Source organism: Salinimonas profundi (assembly GCF_014750655.1).
Classification (GTDB): domain Bacteria; phylum Pseudomonadota; class Gammaproteobacteria; order Enterobacterales; family Alteromonadaceae; genus Alteromonas; species Alteromonas profundi_A.
On sequence record NZ_JABBXD010000007.1, the window covers coordinates 95,058 to 113,783 of the forward strand.

Sequence of the window (18,726 nt, forward strand, 5' to 3'; positions counted from 1 at the left end):
TTCAACACGCCGAATGTAGTATTTCCTTATCAATAAAGCATGATGTATAAATGGTGTACTGCAAAAGCTGCAAGGGTCTGTAAAAGTTACATTGCAAAACGGTCACCGCTGATATGTAATCATCACGTGTAAAAAGAATTTGTTGCTAAATACCGACATGTTCAACCTGCTAAGCAAATCCCACGTTACTGTGCATTTCTATTCAGCTTCAACACGACGTTTAAGCTCTTAGTCATTTATCATTATGCGCGTCGTGCTCTGACAAGCACTCAAGCGCCTGTTGTTTGGCCGATACACAACACACTACGTAAACGTCTGGTCACAAAAAGTAAATCGTTTGATTGTGCAAGAATAGAGGATTTACTGAAACTTGAACCACTATGCGCCGGTATTGCGATTTTCACACGTTATTGACATCCTCATTCTCCAGACCCATACCAAAGCAATAGCCTTGTAGTGACAATTGTTGTTATTGGTCCAGACGCCTTCTGCCTGGTCGCGCTTATTTGAAAATGCCAGACAGGGAATGGCTGGTTGAAAGGGCAGGGTGTGTGTCTGGTGCTGCAAAATGGCAATAAAAAAACCGGACATTGCTTTGACCGTTAGGCGGCAATAGTCCGGTTTTATCAGTACTTATGCTATTGAGGAGCGGGCTTAGCGACCCTTACCAAATAATACAATCTCTACCGTACGAATCAGTATCAGAATGTCCAGTAACATGCTCTGATGCTTTACATAGTAAAGATCGAACTTCAGTTTCTCCATCGAATCTTCCACACTCGCACCGTAAGGGTAGTTTAGCTGTGCCCAACCTGCCAGGCCCGGTTTTACGTTGTGGCGTTGGTTGTAGTAAGGAACTTCGCGTACCAGCTTCTCAACAAACTCAGGACGCTCAGGCCGCGGTCCGATGAAAGACATCTCACCTTTAAATACGTTGAAAAGCTGTGGCAGCTCATCGATACGGTATTTGCGAATGAAGTGGCCGATACGGGTGACCCGGTCATCATTCTTGCTGGCCCACTTCGCACCATCTTTTTCAGCATCAGGGCGCATGCTACGAAACTTGATAATCTTAAACAGCTTGCCGTTCAGTCCTACACGCTCTTGTTTGTAGAAGACCGATGTGCCTGTTCGGCGTCCATCGTCAAGCCAGATAATCATGGCCGTAAGTAACATAAATGGCCAGGTGAACAAAAAGATGAAGCCGGCAAGGAATGCATTTATCGTGTAATCCAGCGCATCGCGCAGATAATTCTGACTATGGAATCCGTTAGAGTAAATGACCCAGCTCGGGTACATCAGATTAACCACAATCTGACCGGTTTCCCGTTCCATAAAGTCAAGCAGGTCAGTCACCTCAATACCGCGCAGACGGCACTCAAACAATACCTCGATAGGCAGGGTGCCCCGACGCTGGTCGCAGGCAATGACAATTTCTTCAATATCGTTATCGGCAATAAACTGCTGGAAGTTTTCATCCACCTTCACATGAATGATTTCTTCCTTACGAATACCTTCTTCACGGTTATCGCCAGGAATAGGGATAAAGCCTACAAGGTCAAAAGCGATACGATCCACATCTCTGCGCATCCGCTTTTCAATGATTGACGCGCGTTCGCCGGCGCCCAACACCACAATCCTGACCTTACCCAGACCCAGCAGACCGAGTCTGTTAGTGAAATAGCGGAAGATAACCAGCGTAATAATGATTGAAGCAACAGCGGCAGGTAAGTAGTAGGGGTGCATAATCAGATCATCGAAAAATGCCCTGCTGATTATTTCTACGAAAAAGTAACTCAGCCCTACACTGACAAAGATACGCCGGATGATACCGCGGAATGTTTCTCGTAACTTGGCTTCATATAACCCAACTGATAATGAGCAAAGCAGAATACAAACGGTCAATAATCCAACATTTACTACGAGTTTTTCGATAGTTACAGAATTTGTCAGTGCTAACTGAACCAAAATGAAATGCGTAATGTACCCCATATACGCAATAAGTAATGCTTCCGTTGCAACTAATATGTTGGAACGTTTACTTTGATTATGCCTGTTTAACGCCACTCCTGGCCCCCTGATACTGCAAAGTCGAAGTACATCGTAAAGCTATTCAATGTAATAGACTATAAATGATGTTGGCATTATAGTGGTATTTACCGTAGGGTAAATTGTATAAACAAAAAAATTTCACCATAACGAGTTTAGGAAGATCTCTTATGTATAATTCTAAAAGCATCATTCCGGTTGTTTTAGGAGCAGCAGTATCGTTACTATGCGGCTGTACCAGTACTTCCGAACTACCTGAAGCGAAAACGCGTGCATCCTTGACTACCAGTGTTGATGATTATCAATACCTAATTGGTCCTGGCGATACCTTAAGTATTTTCGTGTGGCGAAATCCAGAGATCTCCGGTCAGTATACGGTCAGACCCGACGGTAAAGTGACAACTTCTCTGGTCGAAGATATAGACGTTGCAGGTCGAACGCCTTCTACGCTAGCCCGGGAAATTGAAGAAAAGCTCTCCACGTTCATTAATAATCCCCGTGTCACAGTAAGCGTAAACAACTTCTCTGGCCCGTTGAGCGAGCAGGTTCGTGTAATAGGCGAGGCGACTAATCCAAGAGCAATCAGTTATTCACAGAATATGACACTGCTTGATTTGATGATTGCAGTAGGTGGTCTGACAGAATTTGCTGATGGAAACAGTGCCAAACTAGTGCGCGTTGAAGATGGCAAGCAACAAACGTATAACATCAACATCGATGAGTTGATTCGTGACGGCGACATTTCACAGAATGTTGATATTTTGCCTGGTGATATCGTAATTATCCCTGAGGCTTGGTTCTAGTAGTAGCGGAACAAATTTACATGCAGGATTTACAGCCATCTATTGCGCAGTTCTTTGACTTGCTCAAAGGAATATGGATAAAAAAGCGCATTATTATTATTTGCTCGTGGATTATATGCCCTATAGGCTTTTTCTACGTAGCAACCTTACCTAATCAATATGAGTCAGCAGCTAAGGTGTATGTCGACACCGGTTCACCTTTACGACCGGTATTAACAGGTATCGCTATTCAATCGAATCCAAAAGAAGAGATTCGTATGATGGCTCAGACACTGCTTAGTCGCTCAAATCTGGAAACGATTGCCAGGGAAAGCGATTTGGATATCACTACCACATCGGACGAAGAGTTTAGCAGCCTTATTAATGAGTTAAGTAAAGAAATTAAACTTATTGATACCGGTAAGGACAATATCTACGACATCACTTATGAAAACAAAAGCCCGGCTGTTGCTCAACGCGTCGTGCAGGAAACGTTATCATTATTTGTTGAAGGCTCATTAGGAAACAATCGCCGGGATACTGACACTGCCGGACGATTTCTAGATGAGCAGATCGCTGACTATGAAACGCGTCTTGCAGAGGCCGAACAGCGTCTTGCAGGGTTTAAGCGAAAGTATAATGAAATTCTTCCAATGTCTGGCTCATTCTATGATTCTATCAGACAGCTAAAATCACAGCTTGAAAATACACAGCTTCAAATCCGACAGGCGAGACAACAAATCGATGCAATGAAGGCGCAGATTTCTACATCTAAAATGTCAGATAGCTTTGGTGTGCGCAACGAAGGGTCATCTGCATTACAAACACGATACGATCAGCGCATTAAATCTCTGGAAGATCAGTTAGATAGTTTAATGCTTAGATACACCGATCAACATCCTGATGTCATTGAAACAAAGCAACTTTTGAGCAGTCTGGAGGAAGCGCGTCAGGAAGAGATCGATCAGTTTTTAAGTGAACAGGATGTCGGTGACGGTCAACCTGTAGGCAATTATAATAGCCAAATCTCTTTGGAAGTGAGTCGTTTACAAAGTGAAATTGCTTCGCTTCAGGTTCAGGAAGAGGATCTGAAGAGTAAGATTACCGACCTTGAATCGAAGATTGACCTGATTCCGCAAATTGAAGCGGAGCAAGCGTCACTTAACCGTGATTATGGTATTACTAAAAAGCGCTACGAGGAATTGCTTACGCGTCGTGAGTCTGCAGATATCAGTCGTCGTGCGGATGTTTCTGCTGAAGAATTCCAGTTCAGAATTATTGAGCCACCTTTGGTGCCGTCAGAGCCATCTGGTCCACAACGTTTGATGCTTTACTCTTTGGTACTGTTAATTGGATTTGGTGTCGGAATTGGTATCGCGTTCCTGTTAAATCAATTATCACCAGTATTGGTCAGAGCCCGCCAATTACGCGAGCTGACAGATTATCCAATTTGGGGAACGGTTACGCATCTGGAAATAGAGTCTATTGGCAAGGATAACAAGCGTCGTTATGTTGTTTTTGCGGCAAGCTCTCTGGCACTGGTATTTATTTACGGGGCGCTGATGGCCGCAGAATTAATGAACCTTAACCTGCAAGGTGTGTTGTCATGAGCAGTACGATAGAAAAAGCCCTTCAACGCCGCCGTGAAGCCATGGCGGCAGAGAAAGCAAAAAATCAGAGCGCTGACAGCGCTGAGCAGCAGGCAGCGCCGCAGGCGCCTGCTGCCAAACGTAGCCACGTACCTGCTGCCAGACCGCAGGGGCCAACTTCGCAACTAGAACCTTTTAATATTGATTTGGACAGACTTGAGCGAAACGGACATGTTTCGCTATCGGGTGTTCGTAAAGGTATCAATGAAGAGTACAGAGAAATTAAGCGTAAGTTGCTGGCTAACGCTTTCGGGCCTCTGTCCTCGACCATTAAAAATAGTAACATCATCATGGTAACCAGTGGCCGTCCATCAGAAGGTAAGACATTTACTGCCACAAACCTGGCACTGAGTATTGCTTCTGAACAGGATAAAACAGTATTGCTGGTTGATGCTGATGTATTGAAGCCTAATGTACTCAACACATTTGGCGTTGAACGTCGCAGTGGTTTAATGGAATACCTGACAGGTGAAGTGAATGATATTGCGGATGTTCTGTATCCAACAAATATTGATAAGCTGAAAATCATTCCGGCCGGAAAAACACATCACTTATCAACCGAGCTTCTTGCCAGTCAGAAAATGCATGAAACGGTAGATGAATTTGCAAACCGTTACCCAGACCGCATTGTCATTATTGATACACCACCGCTCATCGGGATTACTGAGAGTGCGATACTCGCGAATTTTGCTGGCCAGGCTGTAGTGGTGACTGAAGAAGGTCGCTCTAAACTGTCAGATATTCGCCTGAGTGTAGAACGGCTCAATCCTGATATGGCTATTGGTTTTGTAGTCAATAAAGTAGTCAATAAGGATGCCAACGACCCGGGTTACTATGGATATTATTATGGACAAGAACAAGAAACGGCTAATGGCGCATAAATTTACTGCGTCTAAATTAGCATTGTTCACTTGTACGGCATTAGCGGCAGGTAGCGCTAGTGCTGGAGATCTACAGTTAAAGCCGACAGTATCATCAGATGCGATTTTTCAACAAATTGATTCTGACAGGCGCGGCGACAGAGATATCACGACGCTACGGATTGTTCCGTCTCTAGATGCCGTTTATAAAGCTAAGCGTGCAGAAGCCTCGGTCAATGCATCTGCGACACATCTTGAACGCAATAATGATGTCTTTGACAGCAAAGAAGATTATCTGGAATATCGCTATCAAGGCTCCTTAAATGTAATTGAACGTTTATTGACAATTGGTGCGCAAGGTCAGTCTCGATATCTGAATGCGAATACCAATAATTTCCTTATTTCAGACAAACTGACTAATTCAGGAGACCTTGCTCGAACGCAGACCGATTCTGTTTCAGCCTCGACCAACCTTACCCGAAATCCATTTATAGAAACCACGGCTTCTGTGTCATACAGTAAAGTGCAGACTGAAGAAAATCAGCAGGTAAATACGCAGCGCCTGAATAATGATACTTTTGCTGCGACTGCATCTCTTAGGGAAGGTGAGGGTATAAAAGGCTTTAAATGGGAATTCGATGGTGAGTACAGCGACACCGATCGTTCAGAAGTGAATCTTGGTACCTTTGAGAGCCACGAAGCTAATGGATTCTTGGACCGTTTGCTATTTAATCGTTGGGCGCTGCGACTTACCGGAATGTCTGAATCGTATTCATTTATTAGTCAGGGCAACTTCATTCAAAATGACCGTGACTTTAACAGTGTCGGCGCTGGTATAACCTACTATCAGGCTGATTCTCGTTATATCGCCCTAACGATAAATAAAGCGGACTCAAGTAATCCTGACAATGACGGTGACGTTTATCCTGGCGTTGACTTGAAATGGTCATTTACAAACCGTACAAGTATAAATGCGTCGTATGGGAAACGCTTTTATGGCGATGCGGCTAACTTTAACTTGCGTCATGCCACACGCAAAATCAGAACATCGATAAGTTATGAAGAGGAAGTAAGAACATTTTCTCAGTTCTTATCTGCTAATAATACCGACGGCGTACTTGTTTGTCCTGGGGCAGGCTTCTCACCAAACTGTTTTCAACCTGATTCACTGGCGTATGAACTTACTGACGGTCAGCAATTTATTCAGTTGGGTGAAGATAATAATGCGCTGGATGATAGTATCGTTCTTCGTAAAGGTGCAACATTCGAGATGAGTTATCAATCTCGAGTATTCACAGTTGGGATTTTTGCAAGATATAACGATGATGAGTACCTTGGGCAAAACAGACGGCGTAAAACAGAGTCAGCGGGCGCGAACATTTCATACAGAGTGGGCGCTTTTACAAGAGTAAATAGCTCATTAAGTTTTGCAGACATCGAACGTGAAAGTGATGTTTTTCGGACTGGGACAGGGGAAAATATGGTATTTAATTTAGGCGTGAATCATACGTTTTCGCCGCATTTGAATTTAAATGCCGGCTACACTTATACCGACCAAACCGGTGACGTTTCGTTAAACGCATTTGGTAGCGATTACAAAGAACATCGTTTCCAGATAGGTGCAACCTATACCTTCAGATAGATACTTATCTTAAAAAAAGCCAGCATATGCTGGTTTTTTTATGCCTGCGAGAAAATAAGAATCACTAATTAATGATCAGTCAGTTAATGCTGACCGGGTTTTCGTCGTTGCTATAGGTGACAGGCACAGATACCAGTGCCAACTGGTAACTTCAATTCCTCAGAGTACTATAAAACAGATAGGCTGTTTGCGCGTGAAGCTTATTGTCCTGCTCGCAATTTTTCGATCCATGACGCGTAACGTACCGCAGTATTCGTGGTGGCGGGCAAGCTAAGGCGAGGAACGGTGAATGGGCTTTTATTTACAGCATCCAGAACAAAATACCCAGGCTCAGAGGTCAGAGCGCCAATAAACCCGTTGTCCTTGACGATTTCGGTTGCGCGTTCGTCAAAATCTTCCTGCATACCGACCGGATAACAGAAAAGTTGTGACGGGGAATCAATATTCTTTTGCAGCACACTGAGGCTATCGGTAAGTTCCTGTTGAATATCTTCTCTGGATAATGTCGATAGCGGACTATGGCTGCATGTGTGGGAGCCTACTGTGAGTCCTTGCTTCTGAAGCTCTCTGAGCCGTTCCCAGTCAGTAGGCTCGAAGTGTCGGGTATCGATGTCTTGCTCGCCGCACAATGTCTCTTTAAGCGTGCTTACAAAAGCCAGCCGCGCATTTCTTTCCAGGCGCTTGGCATGTAAGGATAGATACCTGCGAGCGTGACGCTTGTCTTTTAAGGACAAAATGCGTTCGCCCGGTACGCCCAGTGCACCGGCATCCAGACTGTCGTGATCAGTGGCGCGTATCGTCGTTGCTATTTGAGCGTCCCATGGAAGAATCTGCTTATCGATGAGATCAGTAATCACAAACAGCGTTGGGTGCGCATCATATTTAAGCAAAATTGGGATCAGTGTTTCAGCCTGATCGCGATAACCATCGTCAACAGTAAAACACACATAGTTTTTTGAAGGGTTCAGGTGATGACGCTTTGAAAAAAGCGTATCAATGCTGATAAATTCGCAACCGTGCCTGCGCAAAAGACGTAAAAAGCCTTCAAGCATGGTCAGATCCACACCATTTAGTCCGTGCGGACCAACCGGGCGGTGTAAAGTAAAAATGCAAACATGCTGGCTCAACGCTTTGTTTAACAGCCAGTTCAGTCCTTTGCTTAGAAACAACGAATGTATCAAACTACTAGTCCAACTTCTCAATTACCTTTACGTGCCAAATGGCAACGCTCCTGCATTTGCCAGCAGAGCACCTTATACGTGCCAGAACAGAAAAAGCAGCATTCAGAAAATCTGATTGCATAAATTTACAACAGGATATCGTCCCATGCTTATACGCTGACTGCGTAAATAGCTCTTGCGAGCACTTATCCCAAAAGGCTGCATAGCAGAAGTAACCATGCCATTAACCCTGCTATTGCAATAAAATGAAATTAACACAATCAGATTGTTAAGCCTATATTTCCTTTTTCGTTCACTTACACGTAAACTGTAAACAAATTACTTTATCGCGAAACGATCTGTTGTAGTAATTAATTACTATAAATTGTTATTAGTAATCATGCTCAAAAAGAGCAGGTGTAAAGGTATTAAAAAAGTATGGCAAATGTGAATGCGATGACAGTCGATGTGGAAGAATATTTCCAGGTCGAAGCTTTCGCCAGTGATATTCCTGTTAACGAATGGTCTAAGTACGAATCCCGTCTGGCTATTCAAATGGACAAACTGCTGGGCACGTTTGCTGACACCAATGTTAAAGCGACCTTTTTTACTCTCGGCTGGATTGCAGAGGCGCACCCTGAAATTCTCAAGCGTATCGTTGCCGAAGGGCACGAGATCGCCAGTCACGGCTTTATGCATCAGCATTTGTCCAAACAGAACGCTGACATATTTTCTGAAGATATCAGTAAAGCGAAAAAGCTGATAGAGGATACTACCGGGGTCGAGGTTAAAGGCTATCGGGCACCCTGTTTCTCTATCAGTGCTGACAATGATTGGGCGCACGATCTTATTGCAGAGGCCGGCTATCAATACAGTTCAAGCAGTTACCCGATTAAGCACGACTTATACGGCGTACCGCTTGCGCCCCGTGATGCGTATCGCTTATCAAACGGCCTGTTAGAAATACCGGTGACCACAACCATATGGCGCGACCGGGTATTTCCTGCCGGTGGGGGTGGGTATTTTCGTCTTTTACCCTTCTGGGTGTTCGATTTTCTTTTTGGAAAAGGGCAGAAAGATCGTACGGCGAACTTTTACACGCATCCGTGGGAGTTTGATCCTGACCAGCCGCGTATAGAAAGTAATTTTAAGTCGCAATTTCGACATCATGTGAATCAGAAGACGGCGATGAAAAAGCTGACTAAATTGTGTGAAAAATATGATTGGACCACGATGGAGAACGCGTATTTGTCTAAAGAGCACCCTACATTGGGTGATTGGTTAAGCGTCGCCAGTGGCAAGTATAGTGAAAAAGCCAGCTAACAGGATAATAGTAAAAAGCGTAGCCTGATAAACCGTTATTGTCGGTTATCGGGCGTTTGGCTGAATCGCTAAGGATTTCGTTTCAGCCAGATATGTGTCAGCAATCTTTGTTTAATATTCAGACCAAAGCGCGCCGGTAAAAATAGTCCGCTTCGCGTCTCATGAACATTCCCCCAATCCTGCTTATAGTCCTCTTCGCCACGCAGATAATCTATCCGCGAAAGCCCATGGTCATTCAGATGCTGAATGATTTCACTTAATAAAATGATACCCGGGGAAAATCGGCGTTCGTTCTCATCGGTGACCGGCACATAATAAAGCAGTGTTTCTTCATGGATAAAACCCAGGTGAGCGGCAATCAACTTACCCTCTTTGGTAATGTAGTTTAGGTGAACAGCGGACTGCAGCGCTTCTAGCAGGTCAAGTATACGCTGCCGGTTTGCATTGCACGTAAGGGCGTTTTCACCATGGCGCTGGGCAGACATGTCCAGTATTTGAGAAACCATGTCGCGGTTGAAGGCGGTATTAATACTTACACTGATGTTGCCCGTTTCTCTAAGCTTTCGAAGACGTCGCCGGGCTTCTCTGGCCACCTTGGCTTTAACTGGCGCTCCCAGGCTTCTGAATTGTGTATGGGTCCATGACTGACAGTGCCGGCATCCTGGCTGGTTTTGCAATACGCTACTGAGTTGATTGTCCGGGTAAGGAAAGTACAGCGAATATTTACCAAATGGAGAGCTGGCAAGCTTGTGCAGCATGGCATCGAATACACTTTCACTATCGGCGTCTTTATCAATAAGTAACGTCTGATAATCCGTAAAGCGCTGACACAGATGTGTTAACACCCTGGTTCTGACTTTAGCGGATAACTGGCGCAGTGCCAGGGGAAGAATAGCCATGCATCGCTCCCCGTCCCACACGCTAAGCAACACGGCATCTGAACCCATTAAGGCCTGAGTGTGGCACCAATCGTAGCGAATAAATACCGATGGTTTAACACGCTCCTCCAGTGCCTGCCAGTGCGTTCTTATCGCTGTCAGTCCAGCGTGACCGGTATCCAGCCTTACTTCCATCAGGGAAGCTGCCTTGAAAGAAATGGTCCGATACGCCGCGTCAGCCAGACTGGCAACCGTTGCCAGACTGCTATCGCAAGTTTGAATTTAGGATTATCCGGATTTAAAGACTCTCCTGAGGGCTCGGCGCTAAAGTTATACCAGTAATGTTGCAACGGTTCTGCACCCCATTGCTTTTTAAAGCGATAAGTCCCGGCATCCTGTGTAGAGCGGCCAAAATCGAACCACTTCATTTTTTTCTTGATGGCGAAATGTAATATTTGATGATAGAGCCACATATTCATATTCATCTTATTGGCATCGCGAACCGTAGAGGCCCAGGGGATTTCCATCATGCGACCATTTACCAGTAGAAAACCTGTGGCTACCGGTTGATCGTCGACGTATGCAACGGCAATGAATGTCTGTTCCGGCAGTGCGTCCATGAGTGCTGAGAAAAACCGCTTATCATTAACCGGCGTCCCCAGGTCGCGCATGTTGCGAGCGAAAACATCATAAAAGTCATCCAGTAACTCTTGCTTACCCACTTTAAATTTAGGACGGTAGGGCTCTGCCTTTTTTACCTGAGCTCTGACTTTAGCGCCAATCTCGTCATCAAAAACGGATGCCGAGCCTGGAAGCGCACGTAGCATTGATACCTTTTTGGTCGACGCCTCAAACTGACTCTTCGTGGTTGTCCTGATTTCCGTATACTTAGCATCCCCAGACCGTGCATCTTGCTGACATACGTCAAGCAGGGCAGTGAACACATTTTCAAACCGGGTCACCGGTCCGCCATAGTTGAAGAAAGGAAGCGATACGCCAAAATTACCTAACAGAGGAGTGGTTAAAAAAATGAGGGGCAAACCGCCTATGACATTACCTTTGTCGTCGCGCGCCAGCAGCACTTCACCCGTTGTATAGGGCTGGCTGGTCAGAAACTGCCAAACGTCTTTTTTGTGATATACCGATGCTTGCTTGTGACTGGATACAAACTCCCACCATGGCATGAGATCACCTGTTTGCGGAACACGTGAAACAGAGAAATCACCATTAAATGTCGTTTCAGGCTGTTCAAACTGACCGGGAAGGGGCACCTCAGAAACGTCTTCCTGCTCCGTATTTTGCGCCTTTAACAGTGCTTTTTGCTCAGCTTCAAGTGCTTTGACCGACGTGCTGATTTCCTGCATCTTTGCGACAAGTGCCTGATGTTCTGCAGAGCCTGATTCTACATCTTTGAACTGACGCGCAATTTTACCTTTTTCCGCTTTCAAGGCTTTAAGTTGTTTTTTTACTGCTTTGATATCCATACTTATCTTAATCTTGATTAGGCGGGGCGTCCGCCAGCCACTGTCGATTATCGTCCAAAATCGTGACCATTCGATGCACGTGATGTTTTTTTACGTGATGATGCAGCGGTAGTGTTAATAATCGCTCGGCTATCAGTTTACTCACCGGCGTGGAAAAAGGTGCCTGACAATCACTGGCAACGCCATCAATGTCATAAAGTGGTTCGCCGTACATGGCCGACGCGCCCAGTCCGGCCTCATTAAATATCCTGAGCAGGTGATTGCGGGCTTGCTTACTTTGGGTCAGAATCGGAAAGCGCAGCAATCGGCATTGGGTTGACTGAGGTGCCCATAATGGAGTTACGGCCTGTTGCAACATGGTCTGGATGTGAACAGGTTGTCGTAAATAAGCCAGTATACTCGCGGTCAGACGTTCCTGTCGGATGGCGTCCATGGCATGGACTTCATGTAGTGGATGATAAACAGTCGCACCAAGGTTCAATCCGGGGAAACGCGAGATTGCCCCGTAGAATCCCGGTCGGCAAACAGTATTAAACAATCTGCGTTTTATATCGAACATAGACGAGCTTTGCGGTGCCGGAGCAATATCAGGCTCGAATGATGAAACCCGGGCGGTGTTCCAGGCGACTAAACCGCCGCCCATCAAGTTGACCGGTTTTCCTCGTCCGAATGAGGTAATAAAAAAATCTGCCTGATGCGTGTGGGCGGGCAGGGCGTACTGTTTCAATGAGACCAGACTGGACGTCACTGACACTTCGGGAAACCACTGCGCGTTATCCTCAATAATCAACGTTTCATCACCCACTAGGGCGCGAATTTGCGCAAGATCCATGCTCATACCGAACAGCGCCGGACAAATGATGATATCAGGCTTTTTATCCAGCTGCGCAATATGCTCATTGTTAAGCTGATACCGGTCAGCAGTGAGATCTACGATGACTGGCGTAACACCAGCGTAAACGCATGCGGCCACAAGGTCAGGACAAGTATAACCAGGGATAACCGCTGTTAATGCTTGCCCGGCGTCATGTTGTTTGCGGTACCAGGCAAGTATCGCTCCCAGCGCGGCCGTGCCAGAATTTACCAGGCTATAATCAAACCCGCTGAATGTCAGCGGGCTTGGCAGATAATCACGAGAGCGGGGAAGAACACGAGTGCCGACCGGGGCAAGTTGCGACCATTTCATCGTGCCGACGGCTGCCACACAGTCATACGCTTACCGGACAGAAACTGTATACCGGCATCCAACAGTGCAATATTCACCTGAACGAAAAAGTAAATAATCTTTGCCCATGATTTTTGTCTCAGAGAATCAGACCAATGGGCGGCAAGTGCGATACCGTAAAATGCCAGTTGCGCCACATAGGCCAATACGTAGAACCCGCTTTCGTCCATACAGAAGGGCGTGACGATGAACAAACCAAGCAATGTCCATGGCACGGACCAGCGCAGGAGTTTGTGCGACAATACCTGAAAAGAGAATAAACCAAATTTGCCTGGATTCATCACTTCAGGGTGGCGCTCCAATGCAGTCATGCCACGAATAACCGTACGTATCTTGCGGGCGTATTCTTTGCTGGGATCAGCCAGGTCGGTATAAAAACCCAACACATCCGGCGCAGTCACCGCTTTATAACCTGCCTGAGCACAATTCAACGCAGTATTAAAATCGCTGGGGGAGTGAATATCCCATTGTTCACACACCTCAACACGGGCTGCGAAAAATGAGCCGCTTAACCCAACCAGGCCAGCCAGCTTGGATTCCTGCTTGCGCAACCACATTTCGTATTTCACATAGGCGCCTTCGCCTGCAACACTGCCATCTTTACTGACAAAGCGATCTTCACTGCTTATTGCACCCACTGTCGGGTTATCGAAGTAACGTACCAGTTTCATGATGCCATCAGGCTCAATGCGGGTTGCTACATCAGAAAAGACAATAATGCCGTGCTCAACGGTCTTAATGGCCGCCAGCTGCGCATTCTCTTTACCCAAACGCTCCTGTGCCCGAACCAGGCGAACATTCTGATCTGCATAGGATTCAACGATGCTGTCTGTTTCATCGGTAGAGCTGTCTGATGCCACTACCAGCGCCAGCTTACCGTCCGGATATTCCAGCTCCAGCGAATTTTTAATTTTCTCTCTGATTCGCTTCTCTTCATTGTAAGCGGTCACGATCAATGTGACATCCGGATAGCTGGCCGGTTCATCAGGTGGATTGATGGCTGCTTCATCTGCTTTGAACTTGTTTAGTAAAAGCAAGGTAAAAGGGTAAATAAAGTAGCTAAATACGGAAAGTAGTAGAAGTATCCAGAATAAAAACGTCATATCCATTATGTCTTATTTGACAGCCCATTGATGCTCTACTTTACCGATAAAATTCAGTGAAGTACACGCAAAACAAAGTGGCTGGTTACTGCTAAAAAATGCGCACAGGCGGCACGTGTTGCACTAATATACGTAACGAGTAAGATAAGGCTCAATCATGCGTTAAATTGTTCTGAAAAATCACTGCGCAACAAGGGTTTTTGAAAAAGCCGGATACAAAAATAAGTGATGTTGTGCTGAATCATCAGCACCAGCGATAACAGTTACGCAAATAAAGTTTAAACAAATCGTGCCGCGGTTGTTACAGGATCTGAAGTAAATATGGACACATCTGGTTTTTTCTCGTCTGTCAGCTTGAAAGCGCTGGCGATTATCATTGCGGTACTGGTCATTACTGGTTTGGCCGTCCCTGATACCTACCTGACCTTACACACTCTCTGGAGTAAAAATAACGAAACGTATTCCCACGGCTATATTTTGCTGATGTTCGTGATTTACGTTTTGGTGACAGATTTTCGCTGGCAGAAATTTTCGCCATCATTCTGGCCGGTGCCACTGGCACTGGGAGCCGGTTTAGTCTGGCTTGCGGCCAATGCTGTTCAGGTCATGTTGCTACAAACGCTGGTGTTACCGGGCGTGTTGTGGTGCGCGCTGGCCGCTATGGTGGGTATTAAAAATAGTTTTAAGACACTGGTACCGGTACTGTCGCTGTATCTGGCGTTACCCATCATGGACGTACTGATTGTACCGCTTCAGAATCTGACCACCTGGGTCAATACCAAACTCATTCATGCCGTGGGAATAACCGCGTTTATTGATGGCTATGATATTCATATGCCCTATGGTGTGATGCGCATTGCCCATGGCTGCGCCGGACTCAATTATCTGCTGGCGGGCGTGTGTCTTGGAGTATTTTATGCCTACCTGAACCTGCAAAAGTTGTCTCTGCAGCTGCGTGCCGTGGCGCTCATTGTACTGCTCTCGCTGGTCGGCAACTGGATTCGGGTATTTTTACTGATTCTGATTGGTTATGAATCAAAAATGCAAAGCGAGCTGGTTTACGAGCATGGTTTCTTTGGCTGGGTCATTTTTGCCATTCTGGCTGTGTTTTTCTTCTTCTATGCTAAGCGGCTGGAGAAAAAAGATGGGGAGTTTACCGGTAGCGGAACCAAACCCGACCTGAAGATAACCGGTAAAATGGCAGGCGCACTCATTGCTACGATGGTCGCGTTCGCTGCGCTACCGGTCTGGTGGAATCAAAGTAATAATCAGGAAAATCAGGGTAACCTCACTGTCAAGTTGCCGCCATCACTGGCAACGATGAGCGCAGCAAAGAATGATTTATCCCGCATCGGCGTGAAATATGAGGGGCATGATTTCAGTCAGGTGTTCAACGGGCGTCAAACCAATTACCGAATGACGCTGGTCATTGCGTCTTATGTCAAGCAAGCGCAGGGCAAAGAGCTTATCTATTATGCGAATCAGCCCGCGGCGGGGGTGGCTGGTAAAGTTAAAATAACTGTCGGCGATAATCCGGTCAATGCGGCCCTGACGCGGCGCGGGCAAGTGGTCTTCTGGGTGTACAGAATTGGCGATGAGGTGGTTACCTCCGAACTGGATGGAAAACTGGCGCAGTTAAAGCAAATATTCAGTTCGCCGATAGCCAGCGCCGTTATACTACAGGTGGACTGCCGCGGTAAGTGTGGCGACCCTGAGGAAGTGGCCCGGGCATTGACGCCGCAAATTGAAGCACTCTACAGCACAAAGGTAAACTGATGAAAATACTTCATATTGCCTCCGGCGACACCTGGGCGGGCGCAGAAGTACAGGTCTGGACATTGTGTACCGAGCTGGTCAAACAAGGGCATACCGTTCATGCGATCATTTTAAATCCTGGCAGACTGGCCGAAATGCTGGCGGAATCGGGGGTTACCGTTACTGTGTTGGATGAACGCCGCTTCGGCTTTGGAAAGCTGCTTGAAAAAATCAAACTTGAGCTGCACCGGTATCAGCCGGACGTGATTCATACCCATCGGCAGAAAGAGAATATCCTGGGCTCGCTGGCCAATAAAATGACCATTAGCGTACCGGCTTTCAGAACCGTTCACGGCGCCCCCGAGTTTACGCCGAGTCTTAAGCAGCGCCTCCAAATAGGCGCTGACCGCTTCACCGGAAAAAGGCTTCAGCACGGCATCATCAGCGTCTCAGATGACTTAACGGAAAAGTTAACCGGGCAGTTTCCCGCTAATAAAATTCATACTATTGCCAACGGGATTGATGCAGAGTCAGTGCGCAGGGATGCAGAGGCACACGATAACGATGTGGCGATCAATGATGAAACCACACAATATCATGTCGGTTTTGTTGGTCGTATGGAGTCGGTGAAGCGCGTTGATTTGTTTCTTAAAATGGCAGAGTTGGTCCATCACAATGCGCGCACCAAACATCCGGTGCATTTTCATCTGTTTGGCGGTGGTAGCTTACTTGAAGAGCACATAGGCTGGGCGGCCAGCCATAATCTTAATGGCTTTGTCACATTTCACGGGCATACCAATATTATCCGAAGCTGGATTGCGAGAATGAACTTGTTGGTGATGCCATCAGATCACGAAGGATTGCCTATGACTGCCCTTGAAAGCCTGGCGCTTGGGGTACCCATGGTCACCCATGCCACGGGCGGACTTATTCCACTGCTCAACGCTGCAGCTTGTAATGGGCTGGTAGAAAAACATTGTGCTGAAGGTTACGCTGAGCGGGTGGAAGCGTTATTAAACGCGCCACCGAAAGTGGCGCTTCCTGATGCGTATACAGCAGCGCGTAATGCCAGTGAGATTACGGCGCTGTATGAAAGTGCTTTAACCGGGTAGACGGCTGTAACCGAGGCGGTCGAGCATGAAACCGGCCGTTTCATTAATCTGCGCAATATCCGCTTCTGATAACTTTTTGATGCTTGACGCATTCATGTCTTTCACGCTGTCATTACGCTCATGTATTGCGAAGTTCTGCGTGCTTAAATCAGGAAAGGCTTCGAGCCCCAAGAAACTGGCAACCTTATTAAGCTCATCCTGCGGAGAGCCTGCCAGATCTTCGTAGCGCAACAAATGAAAATTGTTTAGTTTTTGCGCATCGTCCAGCATGATTTGATTGCTGCGTGCCCACTGCCAGGCTGATTTTTCGATCGGCCATCCATCCTTAATAGATTTCGGATCGCCCTTTCTCGAAATACCTTCAGCCACCGCATACCCATTACGGACAATACCGATAAAGTGGGCGTTCTCGAAGTGCTTCTGAAACCACCGTGTTCGGGCAGCGTTAGGCGGCGATTTTTCCACCAGGACAGGCTTTTTCAAATCCAGTCGCATTCCCCATTCTTTCTTGATGCGGACAACGTCCGGGCCTTCGTCATTCTCATTCAGACAAAATATGTCTTCCCGGTCTACCCACATGCGCGGTATACCCAGATCGTAGTCTTTCAGAAACTGGTCTGTAATGAAGTGGCCTTCTGTAGGCAAAGCAGAAATGCTGGGGTGTCGTCCCATCAACTCAGAGAGCAGGGTAGTGCCTGAATTATAACAGCCAACCAGAAATACCCATTTCTCAGGTTTCGGCGTTGGCTTAGCAGCGATTTTAACTTCACGTAAAATATTACCCAGCGCTTCGCGGGTGACTTGTCTGAATCGGGTTCCAGCCATGCTTACCTCAATACTGCATTAACATCGTAACCAAAACGCTCAATAATAAACTTTTCGCGCTGCAAAATAATATTCGCCGTTTCTTCATCGTAATAATGTGAAACAGCCTTGCGGGAAGATGTATTGGTTTTTTTATTTTTTCCATCAAGGATGGATGCTTTGTCTGAATCGGACAGAGAAATACCCGCTTTTGCGACTGAAGATATAAAATCATCTTCTAAATTTTCCTGTCGGATAAAGGCATTTACAAAGCCTTGTTCATTCCAGATCAATTTTAGTTTTTCAAACGAGGTATCCAGCGATTTATCGTAAACGCGTTCGTCAAGGGCTGTAAATAATTTGAAAAAACGGTAGCTCAGCAAACCTGCATGCTGGCTGAACGGGCTGAAACCGTAACCTTCACCTATATCCATGGCTCTGGCTGGGTCAAACATCATTCTGACCCACTGACGAAACCCATCGACATCGGCAGAGTCTGCATAAACAGCCTGCCACGCCTGATTGTCTTTGCTCAGGTCACTTTTCATTTGCCGTGCGATATGGCCCACAGATGGTCGCTGCCTGCCCATTTCCCGTGGCAACTGTTGCACACAATAGCGCAGGCTGCTTTTGCGTGTGGTTTGCAAGTAGACGCTGCCCTGACGATCACATCCGTAACCCCACAGGCTGACATACCAATCCCAGGGATTTCTTATTGATCCTAAAACGAATCTTTTACGAAGATCTTCTGGGATTCGATTATGTTTGCCGATCTGTTGTCCACCTACGTAGGTCGACAACAATTTTAAAAGATGGCTTCCTGCAGTTTTGTGTAACTCTGTAAAAACAAGTGACTCAGATACAAACATACTCTATTGTTCTGTAATATTTGGTGCATAG

General features: G+C 46.3%; 16 protein-coding genes. 7 read left to right on the forward strand and 9 right to left on the reverse strand.

Annotated elements, in window-relative coordinates; all coding sequences use genetic code 11:
- Positions 1-378: 378 nt before the first annotated feature.
- Together HHX48_RS12760 and HHX48_RS12765 are read right to left on the reverse strand one after the other, a co-directional pair.
- Positions 379-591 (reverse strand): hypothetical protein, encoded by a 213-nt coding sequence (locus HHX48_RS12760; RefSeq protein ID WP_191025695.1) that lies wholly within the window; start codon positions 589-591, stop codon positions 379-381.
- 63 nt (positions 592-654) lie between these two features.
- On the reverse strand, positions 655-2,067 hold the full coding sequence (locus tag HHX48_RS12765; protein WP_191025697.1) for a TIGR03013 family XrtA/PEP-CTERM system glycosyltransferase: 1,413 nt from the start codon (positions 2,065-2,067) through the stop codon (positions 655-657).
- Between the two features lie 152 nt (positions 2,068-2,219).
- On the opposite strand from HHX48_RS12765, the gene HHX48_RS12770 reads away from it, so the two are divergent.
- Genes HHX48_RS12770 through HHX48_RS12785 form a run of 4 tightly spaced genes read left to right on the forward strand, consistent with a single transcriptional unit; the run spans position 2,220 to position 6,982 of the window.
- Positions 2,220-2,852, forward strand: a complete 633-nt coding sequence (locus HHX48_RS12770) for an XrtA/PEP-CTERM system exopolysaccharide export protein (RefSeq protein ID WP_191025699.1) — start codon at positions 2,220-2,222, stop codon at positions 2,850-2,852.
- Between the two features lie 20 nt (positions 2,853-2,872).
- The gene (locus HHX48_RS12775; protein ID WP_191025701.1) at positions 2,873-4,441 is read left to right on the forward strand and encodes an XrtA system polysaccharide chain length determinant; all 1,569 of its coding nucleotides are present in this window, start codon (positions 2,873-2,875) and stop codon (positions 4,439-4,441) included.
- Entirely contained in the window at positions 4,438-5,361 is a 924-nt protein-coding gene (locus tag HHX48_RS12780; RefSeq protein ID WP_191025703.1) for an XrtA-associated tyrosine autokinase, read from the forward strand. Before HHX48_RS12775 ends, HHX48_RS12780 begins: the two co-directional genes overlap by 4 nt.
- A complete protein-coding gene (locus HHX48_RS12785) occupies positions 5,327-6,982 on the forward strand; it encodes an outer membrane beta-barrel protein (protein WP_191025705.1) in 1,656 nt (551 codons plus the stop codon). Before HHX48_RS12780 ends, HHX48_RS12785 begins: the two co-directional genes overlap by 35 nt.
- A 200-nt stretch (positions 6,983-7,182) precedes the next feature.
- On the opposite strand, the gene HHX48_RS12790 is transcribed toward HHX48_RS12785, so the two are convergent.
- Positions 7,183-8,184, reverse strand: a complete 1,002-nt coding sequence (locus HHX48_RS12790; protein ID WP_191025707.1) for a polysaccharide deacetylase family protein — start codon at positions 8,182-8,184, stop codon at positions 7,183-7,185.
- Between the two features lie 396 nt (positions 8,185-8,580).
- Between HHX48_RS12790 and HHX48_RS12795 the strand changes: the two genes are divergently transcribed.
- A complete protein-coding gene (locus HHX48_RS12795; RefSeq protein WP_191025709.1) occupies positions 8,581-9,465 on the forward strand; it encodes an XrtA system polysaccharide deacetylase in 885 nt (294 codons plus the stop codon).
- A 68-nt stretch (positions 9,466-9,533) separates the two neighbouring features.
- Here the strand turns inward: HHX48_RS12795 and HHX48_RS12800 are convergent, their stop codons facing one another.
- From HHX48_RS12800 to HHX48_RS12815, 4 genes are read right to left on the reverse strand one after another with little or no spacing between them, the layout of a single operon-like run.
- Positions 9,534-10,538 (reverse strand): GNAT family N-acetyltransferase, encoded by a 1,005-nt coding sequence (locus HHX48_RS12800; protein ID WP_191025712.1) that lies wholly within the window; start codon positions 10,536-10,538, stop codon positions 9,534-9,536.
- A complete protein-coding gene (locus HHX48_RS12805; RefSeq protein WP_191025714.1) occupies positions 10,538-11,827 on the reverse strand; it encodes a FemAB family XrtA/PEP-CTERM system-associated protein in 1,290 nt (429 codons plus the stop codon). Before HHX48_RS12805 ends, HHX48_RS12800 begins: the two co-directional genes overlap by 1 nt.
- A gap of 7 nt (positions 11,828-11,834) precedes the next feature.
- Positions 11,835-13,013 (reverse strand): DegT/DnrJ/EryC1/StrS family aminotransferase, encoded by a 1,179-nt coding sequence (locus HHX48_RS12810; protein WP_191025716.1) that lies wholly within the window; start codon positions 13,011-13,013, stop codon positions 11,835-11,837.
- Complete coding sequence (locus HHX48_RS12815) at positions 13,010-14,161, reverse strand: glycosyltransferase family 2 protein (protein WP_191025718.1); 1,152 nt, start codon at positions 14,159-14,161, stop codon at positions 13,010-13,012. The genes HHX48_RS12810 and HHX48_RS12815 overlap by 4 nt, the downstream gene beginning before the upstream one ends.
- Before the next feature lie 315 nt (positions 14,162-14,476).
- On the opposite strand from HHX48_RS12815, the gene xrt reads away from it, so the two are divergent.
- Together xrt and HHX48_RS12825 are read left to right on the forward strand one after the other, a co-directional pair.
- Positions 14,477-15,931 carry an exosortase gene (xrt, locus tag HHX48_RS12820; RefSeq protein WP_191025720.1) on the forward strand — a complete coding sequence of 485 codons (1,455 nt, stop codon included), beginning with the start codon at positions 14,477-14,479 and terminating at the stop codon, positions 15,929-15,931.
- Positions 15,931-17,022, forward strand: a complete 1,092-nt coding sequence (locus HHX48_RS12825; RefSeq protein WP_191025722.1) for a glycosyltransferase — start codon at positions 15,931-15,933, stop codon at positions 17,020-17,022. Before xrt ends, HHX48_RS12825 begins: the two co-directional genes overlap by 1 nt.
- Here the strand turns inward: HHX48_RS12825 and HHX48_RS12830 are convergent.
- Positions 17,011-17,847, reverse strand: a complete 837-nt coding sequence (locus tag HHX48_RS12830) for a sulfotransferase family protein (RefSeq protein ID WP_191025724.1) — start codon at positions 17,845-17,847, stop codon at positions 17,011-17,013. The genes HHX48_RS12825 and HHX48_RS12830 overlap by 12 nt on opposite strands.
- A gap of 2 nt (positions 17,848-17,849) precedes the next feature.
- Positions 17,850-18,473, reverse strand: coding sequence for a hypothetical protein (locus HHX48_RS12835; protein ID WP_191025726.1), 624 nt, complete (start codon positions 18,471-18,473; stop codon positions 17,850-17,852).
- Positions 18,474-18,726 lie beyond the last annotated feature (253 nt).

Coding starts and splice junctions, on each gene's coding strand:
- HHX48_RS12795 (WP_191025709.1), top strand. CDS start 8,581: ATGGCAAATGTGAATGCGATGACAGTCGATGTGGAAGAATATTTCCAG.
- HHX48_RS12825 (WP_191025722.1), top strand. CDS start 15,931: ATGAAAATACTTCATATTGCCTCCGGCGACACCTGGGCGGGCGCAGAA.
- HHX48_RS12770 (WP_191025699.1), top strand. CDS start 2,220: ATGTATAATTCTAAAAGCATCATTCCGGTTGTTTTAGGAGCAGCAGTA.
- HHX48_RS12805 (WP_191025714.1), bottom strand. CDS start 11,827: ATGGATATCAAAGCAGTAAAAAAACAACTTAAAGCCTTGAAAGCGGAA.
- HHX48_RS12760 (WP_191025695.1), bottom strand. CDS start 591: ATGTCCGGTTTTTTTATTGCCATTTTGCAGCACCAGACACACACCCTG.
- HHX48_RS12815 (WP_191025718.1), bottom strand. CDS start 14,161: ATGGATATGACGTTTTTATTCTGGATACTTCTACTACTTTCCGTATTT.
- HHX48_RS12780 (WP_191025703.1), top strand. CDS start 4,438: ATGAGCAGTACGATAGAAAAAGCCCTTCAACGCCGCCGTGAAGCCATG.
- HHX48_RS12830 (WP_191025724.1), bottom strand. CDS start 17,847: ATGGCTGGAACCCGATTCAGACAAGTCACCCGCGAAGCGCTGGGTAAT.
- xrt (WP_191025720.1), top strand. CDS start 14,477: ATGGACACATCTGGTTTTTTCTCGTCTGTCAGCTTGAAAGCGCTGGCG.
- HHX48_RS12785 (WP_191025705.1), top strand. CDS start 5,327: ATGGACAAGAACAAGAAACGGCTAATGGCGCATAAATTTACTGCGTCT.
- HHX48_RS12775 (WP_191025701.1), top strand. CDS start 2,873: ATGCAGGATTTACAGCCATCTATTGCGCAGTTCTTTGACTTGCTCAAA.
- HHX48_RS12800 (WP_191025712.1), bottom strand. CDS start 10,538: ATGGAAGTAAGGCTGGATACCGGTCACGCTGGACTGACAGCGATAAGA.
- HHX48_RS12810 (WP_191025716.1), bottom strand. CDS start 13,013: ATGAAATGGTCGCAACTTGCCCCGGTCGGCACTCGTGTTCTTCCCCGC.